The organism is Maribacter sp. UH1 (assembly GCF_056839145.1).
Window position 1 is genome coordinate 2,267,668 of the sequence record NZ_CM166387.1, and the last position, 16,214, is coordinate 2,283,881.

Consider the following 16,214-nt stretch of genomic DNA (forward strand, 5'->3'; position numbering starts at 1 on the left):
TTTGAATTAAAAAGATATGGTTTTAGTAGCACAATTGGTAGGAGCTTTATTAGGTTTATTAGCGGTTGTATTTGGTGCTTTTGGAGCGCATTTGCTTAAGAAAACATTTACGGCTGATCAATTGAATAGTTTTGAGACCGGAGTGAAATATCAAATGTATCATGCGCTATTGATACTGATGCTAAGTTTTAACCTAAATTTGGAAACTGGTCTTGAGAAAGCAATCATTTACTGTTTAGTTATAGGTGTAATTCTTTTTTCGTTCAGCATATACGGACTGTGTATTTCTGCATCCAAAGGAAATAAAATAAAGATGTTAGGTCCCATAACCCCACTAGGTGGACTATTTTTAGTAGTAGGCTGGGGATTATTGTTCTTTAATTTTATTAAAAATCTTATTTAATCTATGGACGCGGCCTTAAATTCTTTAATGGCGGTATTGGGCTCTATAATTGCATAGCCTTCCCAAAAGGTTGGGTCGTATTTAGGCATATAGGTTGGAGATACAGTATTGTTTTCGGTAAAACCATCATACGTAGATTGATTGATATGGTTGGAGTCGAACACAATAAGTTCATTTTTTTCGGAGCCAATTATCACAAAGTCCATATCGCCAGAGAGCTCGTTCTGCTTATTTTTTCCCTTTACAATTTTATTCTTTTCAATTATTTTGAGCGGTCTTTTAACACCCACTCGCATACCACTTTCAGATTCTAAATAGCGTACGCTATAATGGTTGTCTTTATTTTTATTATATATTATCTTCCCTTTAGATAAATAGTAGTTCGTAGAAATACCTAGCAAATTAAATTTTCTAGTGGGTTTAACATTGCTGTAATCTATTTGAACTACGGCAAAATCCTCTGCATTAACATAAAGTGTTCCCTCATAGTCTGCTGAACCACTTGGTTTAAATGAGATTACGTAAACAGCTTCATCACCTAAGTAGGTAAACTCTTGTAATGTATAGTCGTATTTTCTAGTTTTGAGGATGAAATTTAACTTGCTATCTTCTTCTGTAGGGAGGCTAAGAAAAATATCGTTCAGCTGATTCTTTTTCCACTTTGCATAATTTTTCTGCTGTTCTTCTTTGTCTTTTTTTCTTTTTTCCAATTCATCGTTTGCAGCTGCCACCTCAGAAGAATCAACTTCGGTTTCTAAAAGTTCACTTACTTCGTCAGCATCTATTTTAGTTCCAAACAGTCCAGATTTTATTTTGAAATAAGAGCCTGGTTTAACATTGTCCCTCAGTATTTCATTAAACTTTTCTTCTAACTTTTCGGCATCAAGTTCATTACTTTTATCAAATAATTTAGAAGCTTTAAGAAGGTCTAGTTTCAGTAATTCTTTACTAGGGTCACCATATAGGTCTCCTACTATTTCAGAATAATAGGTGTCGCTTTTTGGTACAGTGTTTATAACACTATCAATGAATTGCTGGTTCAATACATCTATGGAAGATTTTTTGACTTTAAAATCACTTTTGGTCCACCTATCGGTATTGGTTGTTCTATGAAAAAGCCTCTTTTTAGACAGGTCATTAGTATAGTTCTTCTCAAGATTATCTTCCACGAAATCCATGATTTCGTCAGCTGTGTAATTTTTATTTGAGACGATAACTTCTCTTAATTCTATAGCCTTTGGTACAAGTGAAATTTTAGTGGAGGTAAACTCAGCTATGGGTCTGGTTAATGTTTCATAACCCATTGAAGATACGGTCAGGGAGTCAGCTTCTGATATAGCTTCATCAAATATTAAATTGAAATTGCCTTCCTCGTTGGTTATTGCCCAGTTCTCTTTTAATTGAACCGAGGCAAAAGGTATAGGTTGTTGACTTACGCTATCTATAACGGTTGCACTTAAGCTTTGTGCATTGACGTTAAATAGGTTGAATAATAAAAAAGTAAAAAGGGGTAATAAAAATGGTCTTGAGTTCATAGTGTTAGATTATTCCTACGCAATCTAGACGAACGAAAGTAAGTAACGTTACAATTTTAGAAATTGTTATGAATGTTTTAGAAAATAATTAACAGAACCAAAATTTAGTGGCAGCCACAATCTCCTTGACCACAAGCTTTTGAATTCGTTTTTTTACCTGCCCAAATAGATTTTGGAAGTAAAAATTTGTTGACTAAATATAGTGCAGAAATAGCTACTGTAATGTAAACTAATATGTGTTGTAATATATCCATATTTATTTTAATAATTGATAAGCTATTAAAGCTACAATATACGCAAAAAGGCTCATAAAAACTAGTTGTCCTGCCGGCCATTTCCATGAATTGGTTTCTCTTTTTACCACGGCTAAAGTACTCATACATTGCATGGCAAATGCATAGAACAATAGTAGTGAAATACCCGATGCCAAATTAAATAAAGGCTTTTTGGTTCTTGGATTTATTTCAGCCGCCATTCTATTTTTAATAGTTTCTTCTTCATCGTTACCTACACTATAAATGGTAGCAAGTGTACCCACAAATACTTCGCGTGCAGCAAATGAAGTAAGTACCGCAATACCTATTTTCCAATCATACCCCAATGGCCTTACAATCGGTTCTATTGCTTTACCCATGTAACCCATATAAGAGTGCTCTAGTTTGTAGCTGGCAATCTCTTGACTTAGTGCCCGGTTTTCTAACTCTTTTAATTTTAAATCTGCAGCTTCTTCATTTAACGTATTTCCTTCTTCATCTTGCCGATTTTCAAAATAAACTTCACTATTGGTGCTGAAGCCTTGTTCTTGCACTCTTTGGGTTACGATGCTTTCGGCATTTTTAAATTCATCGGAAAATCCGTTAGAACCTAAAAACCAAAGTACAATAGATATGGCCAATATGATTTTACCGGCTCCAAAAACAAAACTCTTTGTCTTTTCAAGTACAGTATAGCCTACATTTTTTAACAATGGTAATTTATAATTAGGCATTTCAACAACGAAGAAAGATTTGCTCTTGATTTTTAAAATCTTATTTAAGATTACTGCCGATAGAATAGCGGCTCCAAACCCCATTAAATACAGCGACATTAAAGTTAGTGCCTTGTAGCTTAATCCTAGAAAACTGCCTTCCGGTATTACTAAGGCAATTATAATGAGATATACAGGTAATCTTGCGGAACAAGTGGTAAAAGGGGTAACCAAAATGGTAATTAATCTTTCTTTCCAGTTTTCAATAGTTCTAGTGGCCATTACCGCTGGTATAGCACAAGCAGTACCTGAAATTAAAGGAACCACACTTTTACCGCTTAACCCAAACGGACGCATAATTCTATCCATCAAGAATACTACTCTACTCATATAACCTGTTTCTTCAAGTAGGGCTATAAACAAGAATAAAAATGCTATTTGCGGTATAAATATGACGATACCACCAATACCGGCTAAAATACCTTCTGCAATTAAATTAGTGAACACACCAGGTGGTAAAGTATCTTTTACCCACTCTGTAGCCGAAGCAAAGAAACCATCGATCAAATCCATTGGGTATTCGCTCCACCCATAAATTGCTTGAAAAATGGTAAGCAGTATCAAGAAAAAGATGACGTAACCAAATACTTTGTGCGTAAGTACTTTGTCTAAAGTAGCCCTAAAACCCTTTGCGGCATTCGCATCTACTTTATAGGTCTCTTTTAAAATACCATTAATAAACTGATAGCGTAAAATGGTTTCTTTTTGCTGAAGACGTTTAAGTTCGGATTTTGATTTCGTGGTGAAAGAAGAAGTGTCTTTAATCAAGGTCTTCTCCAATGGCATGAAATTGACATCTTGCGTAATAACCAGCCAAAGCTTATAGATATCTTCTTTTGGAAAAGCTTCCTTTAAACTGGTAAAATACTCTGGGGCAATAACAGAAATATCTACATTCTGTGATTTAGATAGATTTTTGTAATCTGCAATTAATTCTCGTAATCGCTCAATACCTGTTTCCTTACGGGTACTTACTAATGCAATTTTAGAGTTTAATTTCTTTTCTAATAATTCTATATCAATGGTAATACCCTTGCGAGACATACGATCTGCCATGTTAATGACTAGTATGGTGGGTATTTTTAAATCTTTTATTTGGGTAAATAGAAGCAGGTTTCTTTTTAGATTTTCTACATCAGAAACAACAATTGCAACATCTGGGTGGTCTTTGTCATTTTTATTCAATAGAAGTTCAACCGCTACACTTTCATCTAATGAAGTGGTGTTTAAGCTGTAAGTTCCTGGCAAATCTAAAATATGGGCTTTTACACCTCTAGGTAGTTTACAGATTCCTTCTTTTTTCTCGACTGTAATACCTGGGTAGTTACCAACTTTTTGATTTAATCCGGTCAGTTGATTAAAAACCGATGTTTTACCGGTATTGGGATTGCCTATAAGGGCTACATTAATTTGTTTACTCATACTACAGCATTGTCTTCTATAATATCAAGTGCTATATGTAAGGCCATTTCTCTTCTAATGGCTATATGTGATCCGTTGACATTAATGTAAATTGGATCCTTCAGCGGCGCTACTTGTACCAATTCTACCTCGTTACCAGGCAGACAACCAAGTTCTAACAACTTAATTGGGAGTAAGTTTTCTGTGAATTCTTTTATAATTCCCTTTTGGCCTCGCTTTAAATCTGCAACAGTAGTTTCCAATTTTTATTTAGATTCATTATAAGTAAGACAAAAGTAATGGAAATATAGTTATTCCCTATACTTTTTAGAATAATTAACTACTAGTTTTTAAGGTGAACCGCTATTGCCGTTGCCTATATTTTATCAGATTGGAATTTGTGAAATATTATTTTAACATAACCGTTGAATATGTGTCTTTTGTTAACATATGAGATTTATACTATTGAATTCAAACATATTTATAATTGCTTTTAGCTGGGTTATATTATTGCGCGACAACAACAATTCTAACTCAAATAACAGTACAAGTTTCATAAAAGACATGTATAGAGTAATCAACTTAATTAAATATATAAACAACCAATCATGAAAAAACCATTACTAGTATTGTTCCTTTTTGGAACAGTGTCCATTTTTGGACAGTCCACCAAAGGAAAGAATATTAAAGTGGCAATTCCTAGTTATGCAAAAAAACCTGTTCCCCAGAATGTAAAAACGTATATGGGTGGGTTTGCAAACTCTAAGGATGCTGCTTTACCCTTTACTGAAGACGCATTTAATAACTCTTTAGATTTTCAAGATTTTACGAAATTAACAGATGAAAACGGAACGCCTGATTTTCTATTTGCGTTAAACGGATTGACTATAAAAGACCTTGATATGACATTTACCCGCAACAGGGGTGATAAACAGTATAGCGTTTCAATTGTACCTAATTCAGATGCTGGTATAGGTGTGTTAACCATGCTAAACGGAGAAAGTGTCCATTATAATCGTATACCTGTACTTGCAAAGGCAGATTCACAGGGTAAAATTATTCCTGAGATCATTACGTTCGATTTTGAAGAAGAAGAAAAATTCTTGATTATCATGGGCGAGGATAAAGTTAAGGGAACACCGTATTTAGTTGAAGAATATTTGAGAAGAAGTCTAGGTGAAAATTTTTTAGCTAAGAAATTGGCTCCAATGCTTTATGCGGATTATGATATTAGATCTAATAATGAAGCGGAAAAATTCTACTTTATAAAAGACAAAAAAACAGAAGGTCTAGAAGATGAAACAAAGGCAAAAGTTATGGCTTTTGAAGAAATGTCTGCTGGTTTTACCAATTTAGAAGAATTAAGAGCAGGTAAAGAACAATTACAGTCTTTTAGAACGTATTGGGAAGAAAAATTAGCTGCTTATGACCTATCAAGTAAAGCTGGTAAAAAAGCGGGATGGGGACTAATTATGAACCTATATAACGTTGCGTTGATGCAAGAAGATTTTGACGCTGCATCTAAGTATATGGACATGGCTTTAGAGACTGAAGAAAAGAAATGGATAACAAAAGCCAAAAGAAACGCTTTCAATAAACATTACGAAAGGTATACTCTAAATTATGATAAAGATTCTGGAGAGCGTATCTATTCTGAAGGATATACCGTGGATCCAATTCTAGCAAAAATTGCAAAGAAAGAGGCTATTGAAGGTCATAATGTTGAAGATGTAGCTGGTTATGTAATTAAAGATGACGGCGAAAAAATGGAAGGTAAGATTTCTATACGTTTTTCTCCTCCAGGAAAAGAAGCTGAAGGTGGTAATATAATGGATGTTAGTGGCGATACTACAGCGAAAAGAGTTACCGTAACTTACGTTAATGCAAAAGGTAAAACTAAAAACTCGTCTTTAAAATGTAAAGAGGTCTCTGAAATAGTAATAGAAGGTAAAGTGTTTGAGCCTGTTAACCCTAAAAAAGGTTTTATCAAATCTACAGAGGCTGGTCTGTCTGGGTTTAATTTAAATAGTACCATTTTTATGCAGCGTGTATTCACTGGTACTGGTATAAAACTATTTAAAGATTTAACTGATACGGATACCTATTATTTTAGCATTGAAGGTGTTAAAAAGGCTGAAGTAGCTAGTGCAGAATTTTTTGCTAGTTGTCCGGCACTTGCAGGACGTATTGAAGGTGGTGAGTTTTCAACATCTGAAGAAGATCAGATAAAGATTGCAAAAGCATTTTCAGAAGCTTGTAAATAAACTGAGATAGTACTAAGTGCATAGTCCCCTTTACAATATGTATTGGGGACTTTTACTTTTTATGGGATTCTTGAAGTAGTTCAATATCTTTCAATAATTTCTCAATATCCTCTTTTTTGGTGCCGTCGTAAAAGCCCCGAATTCTTTTTTTCTCGTCTACTAAAATAAAATTTTCGGTGTGTATCATATCAAATGGTCCGCCATCACCATCTGTTTTTACTGCTAAATAAGACTTTCGTGCCAGTTCGTAAATTTGTTTTTTGTCACCAGTAACCAAATTCCAGTTGCTATCATCGACCCCTTTTTCAATAGCGTATTTTTTTAATTGGGTAACCGAATCAATTTCTGGCGTAACCGAGTGCGATAAAAGCATAACATCAGAATCTTTACCTAACGCTTTTTGTAAATCTACCATGTTCTTTGTCATTATAGGGCAAATAGTGGGGCAGGTGGTAAAGAAGAAATCTGCAACGTAAATTTTATCCTTGTAGTTATCTTGGGTTATGGTTTCCCCATTTTGGTTCTTTAGTGAAAAATCGGCTATAGTATGGTATTTTCTAACATGTTGAATTTCTTCAGCCACCAATTCGGCATTTACCATGGCAGGCGAATAGACCGGTAATAATTTTACAGGTTGCAAGGCATTATAAAATAGATACATGATAACCGCAGAAATGGGCAGCAGTACCAAACCGAATAATTTGAATTTAGCGAAAAAAGACCGCATAAGAATTTTTTACAAAGGTACGCTAGGGTTCATTACTTTTCAAGTGAATTCGTTCCCTCAGCTTATAAATTATTCATAAAATGGCACTACCTCAGTGGGTTTCTTTTTTTTAGCGGTTGTAAAAATGTACTTTTGTGCGATTTTAATTTTCAGGAAAAAAGAATGAGCCCTATAATAATAAAGACAATACAATTTTTTTTAAGCCTTTCTATACTTATCGTTCTACACGAATTAGGGCATTTTATACCAGCAAAATATTTTAAAACTAGAGTAGAGAAATTCTACTTGTTCTTTGATGTAAAGTTTTCACTTTTTAAAAAGAAGATAGGCGAAACCGAATATGGTATCGGTTGGTTGCCATTGGGCGGATATGTAAAAATATCTGGTATGATAGATGAGAGCATGGACAAAGAAGCCATGGCAGAAGAACCTAAAGAGTGGGAGTTTAGAAGCAAACCGGCTTGGCAACGTTTAATTATAATGTTGGGCGGTGTAACGGTGAATTTCATTTTGGCTGTGGTTATATTTATAGGTCTGGCGTATGCTTATGGAGAACAATATGTAGCCAACGATAGTTTAAAAGATGGTATTTGGGTTACAGATACTACATTGGGTGATGCACTTGGTATTCAGACGGGAGATAAAATTTTAGCTGTTGATGGAAAAAGAATAGAGTCTTTAAACACTATAGTGCCAGAAGTGGTGTATGGAGAGAACATTACCATTGAACGTAATGGTCAGAAAATTGAAAAGGAAATACCTGTTGATTTTATTGAAACAATTTCTGAGAATAAGGAAAGCGTAAGGTTTATTAGTCCAAGAAATCCTTTTATTATTAATGCAATCCCTGAAGATTCGCCAAACGTTAATTCAGGATTTAAAAAAGGAGATGCCTTAATTGATGTTGAAGGAACTTCTGTGGAATATTTGGATCAAGTAAGGCCTTTGTTAGAAAGTAATAAGGGTAATACTATAAATGTTATCGTGAATCGTGATGGGACTGATGTACCATTAAAAGCTAAAATATCAAAAGAAGGTAAGATAGGTGTTTCACTTGGTTTGGATAACCAAGAAGAATATGCTGAAAGAGGCTATTTTCAGGTAAAACAGTTAAAATACACTTTTATAGAATCTATCCCAGCGGGATGGAACAAAGGTGTTAAGACCCTTACAGATTATATTAAGGGGATGAAGAAAATCTTTAATCCTGATACTGGTGCCTATAAAGAGGTTGGTGGTTTTGCCGCTATTGGTGGTATGTTCCCAGATACTTGGAACTGGCCTCAATTTTGGGGTACAACTGCGTTTATATCCATTATTTTAGCGTTTATGAATATACTACCTATTCCAGCATTGGATGGCGGGCATGTTATGTTTTTGCTTTATGAAATAATTACAGGAAGAAAGCCAAGTGATAAATTTTTAGAGTACGCACAAATCACCGGATTCTTTATTTTAATAGCACTTTTACTGTTCGCAAACGGTAATGATGTCTATAAATTGATATTTAAATAAAAAAACTTAATTCTTTATTTGGCGAGTTTCAAAAAACTACTATATTTGCACCCGCTTTAGGAAACTAAAACGGGTTATTTTCCTCCTTAGCTCAGTTGGTTAGAGCATCTGACTGTTAATCAGAGGGTCCTTGGTTCGAGCCCAAGAGGGGGAGCAAAAAACGAAATCCAATCTATTTATTTAGGTTGGATTTTTTGTTTTCGGTCAATATTTACGGTGCATTTCGCTGTTTTAGGCTGAAAAGTTCTAGTCTTATAAATATTAATAATACCAAGATTTTATCCAATATAAGGTACACTATTCGGGAACCTATCTTATAATTATCGTCTTCACCTTTATTTCCTGCTATTCCGAAACTGACTTGCCGTAATACTTACATTGCCACGAATAGTCTCCGTTGTATTTTTCTTCGGAATGATCGGCTCAATACTATTGGCTCATTCAGATAACATTTTTGCAATTAGTAAAATGGGTGGCTTGGAAATAGAATTAATTCTGCTTTATGCTTTTGGGGCACTAACATTATTTTTTTACCGGTGGAGGCGAGTATGCTGTATCGAATAAAAACCAATGGGATTAATAGTTAATTTATATACAGTAATTTGTGTAACTGTAATAGCGTATTATATAGGAATATATCAAAAAATAGAAAAATGAAAATTTCCAAAATCAATCTGCTTAGTTTTTTCGCAATAGTTACAATAGTGTCTTGTAAAGATGGTGAGAAAAAAAAGGAAAGTCTACCTGAAAATGACATACATTTTGTGCTGACAGATACAGGTCAAGACAAATTTTATGATAATGAAGGAAATCAAATCGATAAGCCAAACGAAGAAAATGAATTCTACGGTCAGGATGCACAATTTTCAGGTATTCAATCTTCGTATACAGATAATGGAGATGGCACTATAACGGACAATAATACTGGTTTAATGTGGCAAAAAACACCGGATTATCAAAAACATAATTTTTACGATGCATTTGATTATGTAGCTACTTTGGAGATTGGTGGGTATACAGATTGGAGGCTTCCAACGATTAAAGAATTGTATTCACTTCTGAATTCTAATGGCGAATTATACCCGCAAGATTTGGAAAAATCACAGCCTTATTTAAATACGGATTATTTCGATTTTGAATACGATAAAAGAATGCCGTATGCAGGACAATATTGGTCTAGCACAAAATATGTAAAAGGACCATTACAGAATATACAAATGGAAGGCGCTTTTGGATTTAATTTTGCCGACGGACATATTAAAGCCTATGAAACTGGACTTTATTATGATGGTAGTGATGGGGTAAGAAATCCTGGTAATTACGTACGGGCAGTTCGTGGTAAGGAAAACATTTACGGGGTGAACGATTTTTTGGATAATAACAACGGAACAGTTACCGATAAAGCAACAGGCTTAATGTGGCAAAAAACAGACGATGGCAATACTTATAATTGGGTTGAAGCATTACAAATGGCAAAAAACAGCAAAATATCGGGTTTTGAAGATTGGAGATTGCCTAATATCAAAGAATTACAGAGTATTGTAGATTATGACAAAGAAACATTTCCTGCCATAGATGAAAACTTTTTTGAATGTACCAATGAAGATAGTTGGTTCTGGTCTAGTACTACACAAGGCGATTTTAAATACACGGCTTGTTATATAGCATTCGGTAAAGCCTATAGTAAAGATAATAGTAGTGCAACTGAATTTTATGATTGGCACGGTGCAGGTGCACAACGTTCCGACCCAAAATCTGGAAATATCGAAGACTATTTAATGGAGTCGGTTAACGCTGCAGATTCTTTAAGAATTAATAATTATGTAAGGTTGGTTAGAGATTTAAATTAAATGCTCCCAATATGAGCAAGATGTACATAATACACTAGCTGCAATTAGTAATTCAAGAAGCGGAAATGGCTTTTAGAAGTGCTTATGAAGATGTGAATTTAGCGAAGACCCATTTTTGACAATGGAGAGAATAAAGCCCGATTGAAAATTAATAAATCGGTTCAGCAACAAGCTTTTTACGATTACAAAGTTGCTTGGTTAAATGCCGGTGGTGAAATTTCAGATGCTTTATTTACCTATAAGAAAGCTAAAGAAAAACAGCTTTCCAGAGCATCTCAGATTTCAGCATTGGAAAAATCGGTAGAGTTCACCGAAGCACTTTTAGAATATTCTTCAACAACAAACTATACAGATGTACTTACTACAAAGAATAGTCTATTAGCTGTTCAATTAGATGGCGTAGGTGATAAGTAGCAGGAGCTGCAGGCAGTAATACAACTGTATCGTGCCCTTGGTGGTGGATGGCAAAATTAAGTAGCAGAAACAAGGGCGTTAAAAACCATTCAAGAAATTGAATGGTTTTTGCATTTTATACAAATGAATACTAAGCTGTTAAAGCTATAAGTCATTCATCAAAACTATTTAAATTCCATCGCCAATCTTTTTCAATATCTTTGGGAAACACTCATATTGTTTTATTCGATCTTATATGTCAAACTATTTAATTACCGTAAACGAAGAAGAATTAGAATTCAAAACCAGTGATGCTGATTCTTTAAATAGCATTTCTGTTAGCACTCAGAAACTTCATGTTTTAGATGATAATACTGCTTTTGAGGTAGAGATTCTAGATACAGATTTTTTGAATAAGACGATGTCATTGTCGGTCAACGGAAATATATACGACGTAAAGATTGAAGATGAATACGATCAGCAGGTCAAGAAAATGGGATTGCTTGCGGTTACTACTCAGAAATTAAACGAAGTAAAAGCACCAATGCCAGGTTTAATTGTAGATGTAATGGTTGAGGTAGGGCAAGAGATTGTAGAGGGTACTCCGTTATTGGTTTTGTCGGCAATGAAAATGGAAAATATTATTCTTGCTCAAGGCGAGGGTATTGTAAAATCTATTGAAATTAAAAAAGACGATACCGTAGAAAAAGGACAGTTGATTATTGAAATGGAGTAGAAAAATACGATAGTGATAAGAGGTGACTCTTAAAATTTAGATGCTAAATCGTTACGTAGTTAAATCTCGATTATCGAGTAAATTAAGTTTTAATGAAAAAAATATTAATAGCCAATAGAGGCGAAATAGCTTTAAGAATAATGAAGACTGCCCAGAAAATGGGTATCAAAACAGTTGCCGTATATTCAGAAGTCGACCGCCATTCGCCACACGTAAAATTCGCTGATGAAGCGGTGTTATTAGGTCCAGCGCCATCATCGGAGTCTTACCTGGTCATGGAGAAAGTTATAGATGCCGCAAAGGTGACCGGTGCAGAAGGTATTCACCCTGGTTACGGATTTTTAAGCGAGAATGCCGTTTTCGCACAAATGGTTGAAGATAACGGTATCACATTTATCGGCCCTAAGCCCCATGCTATTAAAGTGATGGGAAATAAACTAGCGGCAAAAGAAGCGGTTCGCGATTATGACATCCCCATGGTGCCAGGTATAGAAGAGGCTATAACCGACGTTGCTTTAGCTGAAAAGGTAGCTAAGCAAATTGGATTTCCTATTTTAATAAAAGCATCTGCAGGTGGTGGTGGTAAGGGAATGCGCGTTGTAGAGAACTTGAAAGATCTTCCAGAACAAATGGATAGAGCTATCAGTGAGGCACTAGCAGCATTTGGTGATGGTTCCGTTTTTATAGAAAAGTACGTAGGCTCACCTAGGCATATAGAAATTCAAATTTTAGCGGATACGCATGGTAATACCGTTCATTTATTTGAACGGGAATGTAGTGTGCAAAGAAGACATCAAAAAGTAGTAGAAGAAGCTCCTTCAGCAGTTCTAACTCCGGAAATTAGAAAGAGTATGGGCGAAGCTGCCATCAAAGTAGCAAAAGCATGTGACTACGTTGGTGCGGGTACGGTGGAGTTCTTACTTGATGAAAACATGAATTTCTACTTCTTGGAAATGAATACGAGGTTGCAGGTAGAACATCCGGTGTCTGAGTTGATATCTGGTATTGATTTGGTAGAGCAGCAAATAAAGGTAGCTCGTGGCGAAGCACTAACATTTACCCAAGACGATTTAAAAATAACAGGTCATGCGCTTGAAGTTCGTGTATATGCAGAAGATCCGTTATCTAATTTTATGCCGAGTATAGGAAAGCTGTCAACCTACAAAACACCGGTTGGTGAAGGTATACGTGTGGATGATGGGTTTGAAGAAGGTATGGAAGTACCCATCTATTACGATCCTATGATTTCTAAGTTGATTACCTATGGAAAGAATAGGGAAGAGGCTATTCAATTAATGATTAAAGCTATTGATAATTATAAAGTAGAAGGCGTTGCCACAACCTTGTCATTTGGAAAATATGTGTGTGAGCATGAAGCTTTTACATCAGGGAATTTTGATACTCATTTTGTCAAAAACTACTATTCTCCAGAGCATTTAGAAAAGCAATATGCAGAAGAAAGAAGAATAGCAGCTTTAACAGCTCTAAAATTGTATTTGGATAACGATAAAGTATTAAAAATTCCGTCTGAAATATCTTCTAACTGGCAGAAGAGTAGAATATAGAAGGCAATTAAGATTTTTTGAACGATTAGAATGAAAGATAATAAAGAGATATTAGCAGAGAAACTGGCATTGGCGAAATTGGGTGGTGGTCAAGAACGTATTGACAAACAGCACGCTAAAGGAAAGTTAACTGCTTATGAACGTATTCATTTTTTGCTTGATGAAGGCTCATTTGAAGAAATGGGTGCTTTGGTTACCCACCGTACCAAAGATTTTGGTATGGAAAAACAAGTCTTTTATGGTGATGGTGTAGTTACTGGTTACGGTACAATCAACGGAAGGCAAGTTTGTGTTTTTGCACAGGATTTCACTGTTTTTGGAGGGGCTTTATCTGAAACCCATGCCGAAAAGATTTGTAAGATTATGGATATGGCCATGAAAATAGGCGTACCAATGATTGGATTAAACGATAGTGGCGGAGCCCGAATTCAAGAGGGAGTACGTTCATTAGGTGGCTATGCCGATATTTTCCATAAAAATGTAATGGCATCGGGGGTGATTCCTCAGATTTCTGCCATAATGGGTCCTTGTGCCGGTGGGGCGGTATATTCACCTGCCATGACAGATTTTACATTAATGGTAGAGAATTCTAGTTATATGTTCGTTACCGGTCCAAATGTGGTGAAAACGGTAACCAATGAAGAAGTAACATCAGAAGAACTCGGCGGTGCATTAACGCATGCAACTAAATCTGGTGTAACGCATCTTACGGCAGCTAACGATATTCAATGTATCAATCAGATTAAGCAGATGATCAGCTACATGCCTCAGAATTGCGAGGATAAACCAACCGATATGCCATTTGAGTTAGGTAATGAAGTTCGTGATGTACTAGAGGATATTGTTCCTGAAAATGCAAATCAGCCTTATGATATGCGCAATGTTATCAACGGAATCATAGATCAAGATTCATTCTTTGAAATTCACGAAGCGTATGCCGATAATATTGTGGTAGGTTTTGCAAGGTTAGGTGGTAAAAGTATTGGTATTGTTGCCAATCAGCCCATTAGTCTTGCAGGTGTTCTTGATGTTGATAGCTCTAAAAAGGCAGCGCGTTTTACACGCTTTTGCGATTGTTTTAATATTCCGCTATTGGTTTTGGTAGATGTTCCAGGATTCTTGCCGGGCACCGATCAAGAATGGAACGGTATTATCACCAACGGTGCAAAATTACTTTATGCTTTAAGTGAGGCAACAGTGCCTAAGGTAACCGTAATTACCAGAAAAGCATACGGCGGTGCATACGATGTTATGAATTCTAAACATATTGGCGCCGATTTAAATTATGCTTGGCCAGGTGCAGAAATTGCGGTAATGGGAGCCAAAGGTGCCAGTGAGATCATTTTTAGAAAAGAAATAAGTGCTGCCGATGATCCAGAAGCGAAACTGGCAGAAAAAGAGGCGGAATACGCAAAACTATTTGCAAACCCTTACAGTGCAGCGCAAAGAGGATTTATAGATGAGGTAATTCTACCTAAGGATACAAGGCGGAAATTAATAAAAGCGTATACCATGCTAGAGAATAAAGCAGCGACCTTGCCAAAGAAGAAGCATGGCAATATTCCTTTATAATCTATTTTTGCCTTTTTAAACCATTAGTGAAGAATCCCTAACAATTAAACTGGTTTTGATTTCCACGGTTTTGGTAATCACTTCATTTGTAGGGCTTTCAAGTTCTTGAATTAAAAAACGAACTGCAGTGCGTCCTATTTTGTCGCCTGGCTGGTCTACAGTGGTTAATCCAGGGCTCACAATGGTGGAGTTAATGGAGTTGCTAAAACCCACAACAGCTATTTCTTCAGGTATTTTTACCTTAAATTTATGTAGTGCTTTAATAGCTCCTATGGCGGCATTGTCCGTAATTGCGAAAATGGCATCAGGGCGTTTCTTCATACTTAATAGGATATTAGTTAATCTTCTTCCGTTTCCTAATGAAATATCTTCTGTACTTAAAATAAGTTTGTTACGTACAGGTATGCCATATTTGTTTAACGCTTTTAAATAACCAGCGAATCTTTTTTCTGAATTGTATGAGTTTTCGGTTTCCTTAATAATAGCTATTCGTTTCTTACCAAGTTCTATTAAATGTTCTACAGCATTAAATGCAGCCTCTTCTTCATTGATAACTACTTGCGTGCAGGGTATTTTACTGGAAACCTTGTCGAACAAAACAATTGGGATACGATTTAAAACCTTTAAAACCTCTTCTACATCTTTTGTTTTTCGTGCCAATGACATTAATACGCCATCAACCCCAAACTGTGTCATGGTATTCAACATTTCTACTTGTTTGGTGTCGTCATTATTAGATTCTGATATAATAACACGGTAGCCTCTTAACTCAGCTTCCTCAATAATTCCTTTTATAATGGTAGAAGTGAATAAGTGCGATATGTTGGGTACAATTACCCCAAGAATATGAGTTTCACGAGAGCGAAATCCTCTAGCAAATAAATTGGGTACATAATTCATTTGCTTGGCCAATTTTTTGACCCGCTCCTTAGTAGCAGGGCTGATATCTGGGTGGTCGTTAAGGGCTCTTGAAACTGTTGAAATGGATAAACTAAGTTCTCTAGAAAGCTCTTTTAAAGTGGTGTTTCTTTTTTTGCTCATGGTTGAAAATGAGTAAATTATATGTTTATTGAAGGAATAACAATAATACAAAATAAAATGCAAACGTTTTCGCAAACGTTTGCATTGATATTTCGTTAATTTTTGGTTAATAGAATGCTATATTCATATAATTTGGCTTCATAATCAACGATTTGATAATTTAAATCGACTCAACTTAAAAAAAC

At 35.4% G+C, this 16,214-nt stretch carries 14 protein-coding genes and 1 tRNA gene; 9 read left to right on the forward strand and 6 right to left on the reverse strand.

Features of this window, described 5'->3' with window-relative positions; translation table 11 throughout:
- The first annotated feature begins 16 nt into the window (after positions 1-16).
- A complete protein-coding gene (locus tag UH1x_RS09965; protein ID WP_482626423.1) occupies positions 17-403 on the forward strand; it encodes a DUF423 domain-containing protein in 387 nt (128 codons plus the stop codon).
- Here UH1x_RS09965 and UH1x_RS09970 read toward each other — a convergent pair.
- From UH1x_RS09970 to UH1x_RS09985, 4 genes are all read right to left on the reverse strand, one after another.
- A complete protein-coding gene (locus UH1x_RS09970; RefSeq protein WP_482626424.1) occupies positions 400-1,938 on the reverse strand; it encodes a carboxypeptidase-like regulatory domain-containing protein in 1,539 nt (512 codons plus the stop codon). The genes UH1x_RS09965 and UH1x_RS09970 overlap by 4 nt on opposite strands.
- A 104-nt stretch (positions 1,939-2,042) precedes the next feature.
- A complete protein-coding gene (locus UH1x_RS09975) occupies positions 2,043-2,192 on the reverse strand; it encodes a hypothetical protein (RefSeq protein ID WP_482626425.1) in 150 nt (49 codons plus the stop codon).
- A gap of 2 nt (positions 2,193-2,194) precedes the next feature.
- Positions 2,195-4,387, reverse strand: a complete 2,193-nt coding sequence (gene feoB / locus UH1x_RS09980; protein WP_482626426.1) for a ferrous iron transport protein B — start codon at positions 4,385-4,387, stop codon at positions 2,195-2,197.
- Entirely contained in the window at positions 4,384-4,629 is a 246-nt protein-coding gene (locus tag UH1x_RS09985; RefSeq protein WP_396632484.1) for a FeoA family protein, read from the reverse strand. Before UH1x_RS09985 ends, feoB begins: the two co-directional genes overlap by 4 nt.
- 345 nt (positions 4,630-4,974) lie before the next feature.
- Between UH1x_RS09985 and UH1x_RS09990 the strand changes: the two genes are divergently transcribed.
- Entirely contained in the window at positions 4,975-6,630 is a 1,656-nt protein-coding gene (locus tag UH1x_RS09990) for a hypothetical protein (RefSeq protein ID WP_482626427.1), read from the forward strand.
- A 52-nt stretch (positions 6,631-6,682) separates the two neighbouring features.
- On the opposite strand, the gene UH1x_RS09995 is transcribed toward UH1x_RS09990, so the two are convergent.
- On the reverse strand, positions 6,683-7,357 hold the full coding sequence (locus UH1x_RS09995) for an SCO family protein (protein ID WP_482626428.1): 675 nt from the start codon (positions 7,355-7,357) through the stop codon (positions 6,683-6,685).
- Between the two features lie 162 nt (positions 7,358-7,519).
- Here UH1x_RS09995 and rseP point away from each other — a divergent pair, with 162 nt between their 5' ends.
- The 7 genes from rseP to UH1x_RS10030 all read left to right on the forward strand — a co-directional run bounded on the left by rseP (position 7,520) and on the right by UH1x_RS10030 (position 14,988).
- Positions 7,520-8,872: an RIP metalloprotease RseP gene (gene rseP / locus UH1x_RS10000; RefSeq protein ID WP_482626429.1), complete on the forward strand. Its 1,353-nt coding sequence runs from the start codon at positions 7,520-7,522 to the stop codon at positions 8,870-8,872.
- Between the two features lie 80 nt (positions 8,873-8,952).
- A tRNA-Asn gene (locus UH1x_RS10005) sits at positions 8,953-9,026 on the forward strand.
- Positions 9,027-9,525: 499 nt separating this feature from the next.
- On the forward strand, positions 9,526-10,722 hold the full coding sequence (locus tag UH1x_RS10010) for an Lcl C-terminal domain-containing protein (RefSeq protein WP_482626430.1): 1,197 nt from the start codon (positions 9,526-9,528) through the stop codon (positions 10,720-10,722).
- A 141-nt stretch (positions 10,723-10,863) separates the two neighbouring features.
- Positions 10,864-11,136, forward strand: a complete 273-nt coding sequence (locus UH1x_RS10015; RefSeq protein ID WP_482626431.1) for a hypothetical protein — start codon at positions 10,864-10,866, stop codon at positions 11,134-11,136.
- A gap of 235 nt (positions 11,137-11,371) precedes the next feature.
- Positions 11,372-11,851 (forward strand): biotin/lipoyl-containing protein, encoded by a 480-nt coding sequence (locus UH1x_RS10020; RefSeq protein WP_482626432.1) that lies wholly within the window; start codon positions 11,372-11,374, stop codon positions 11,849-11,851.
- Positions 11,852-11,943: 92 nt separating this feature from the next.
- A complete protein-coding gene (accC, locus tag UH1x_RS10025) occupies positions 11,944-13,416 on the forward strand; it encodes an acetyl-CoA carboxylase biotin carboxylase subunit (protein ID WP_482626433.1) in 1,473 nt (490 codons plus the stop codon).
- Between the two features lie 30 nt (positions 13,417-13,446).
- Complete coding sequence (locus UH1x_RS10030) at positions 13,447-14,988, forward strand: acyl-CoA carboxylase subunit beta (RefSeq protein ID WP_482626434.1); 1,542 nt, start codon at positions 13,447-13,449, stop codon at positions 14,986-14,988.
- Positions 14,989-15,003: 15 nt separating this feature from the next.
- On the opposite strand, the gene UH1x_RS10035 is transcribed toward UH1x_RS10030, so the two are convergent.
- On the reverse strand, positions 15,004-16,029 hold the full coding sequence (locus UH1x_RS10035) for a LacI family DNA-binding transcriptional regulator (protein WP_482626435.1): 1,026 nt from the start codon (positions 16,027-16,029) through the stop codon (positions 15,004-15,006).
- Positions 16,030-16,214 lie beyond the last annotated feature (185 nt).

Bases quoted from the DNA above. Each gene is read 5' to 3' on its own strand.
- UH1x_RS09965 (WP_482626423.1), top strand. From the start codon at position 17: ATGGTTTTAGTAGCACAATTGGTAGGAGCTTTATTAGGTTTATTAGCG.
- UH1x_RS09970 (WP_482626424.1), bottom strand. From the start codon at position 1,938: ATGAACTCAAGACCATTTTTATTACCCCTTTTTACTTTTTTATTATTC.
- UH1x_RS09975 (WP_482626425.1), bottom strand. From the start codon at position 2,192: ATGGATATATTACAACACATATTAGTTTACATTACAGTAGCTATTTCT.
- feoB (WP_482626426.1), bottom strand. From the start codon at position 4,387: ATGAGTAAACAAATTAATGTAGCCCTTATAGGCAATCCCAATACCGGT.
- UH1x_RS09990 (WP_482626427.1), top strand. From the start codon at position 4,975: ATGAAAAAACCATTACTAGTATTGTTCCTTTTTGGAACAGTGTCCATT.
- UH1x_RS09995 (WP_482626428.1), bottom strand. From the start codon at position 7,357: ATGCGGTCTTTTTTCGCTAAATTCAAATTATTCGGTTTGGTACTGCTG.
- rseP (WP_482626429.1), top strand. From the start codon at position 7,520: ATGAGCCCTATAATAATAAAGACAATACAATTTTTTTTAAGCCTTTCT.
- UH1x_RS10010 (WP_482626430.1), top strand. From the start codon at position 9,526: ATGAAAATTTCCAAAATCAATCTGCTTAGTTTTTTCGCAATAGTTACA.
- UH1x_RS10020 (WP_482626432.1), top strand. From the start codon at position 11,372: ATGTCAAACTATTTAATTACCGTAAACGAAGAAGAATTAGAATTCAAA.
- accC (WP_482626433.1), top strand. From the start codon at position 11,944: ATGAAAAAAATATTAATAGCCAATAGAGGCGAAATAGCTTTAAGAATA.
- UH1x_RS10030 (WP_482626434.1), top strand. From the start codon at position 13,447: ATGAAAGATAATAAAGAGATATTAGCAGAGAAACTGGCATTGGCGAAA.
- UH1x_RS10035 (WP_482626435.1), bottom strand. From the start codon at position 16,029: ATGAGCAAAAAAAGAAACACCACTTTAAAAGAGCTTTCTAGAGAACTT.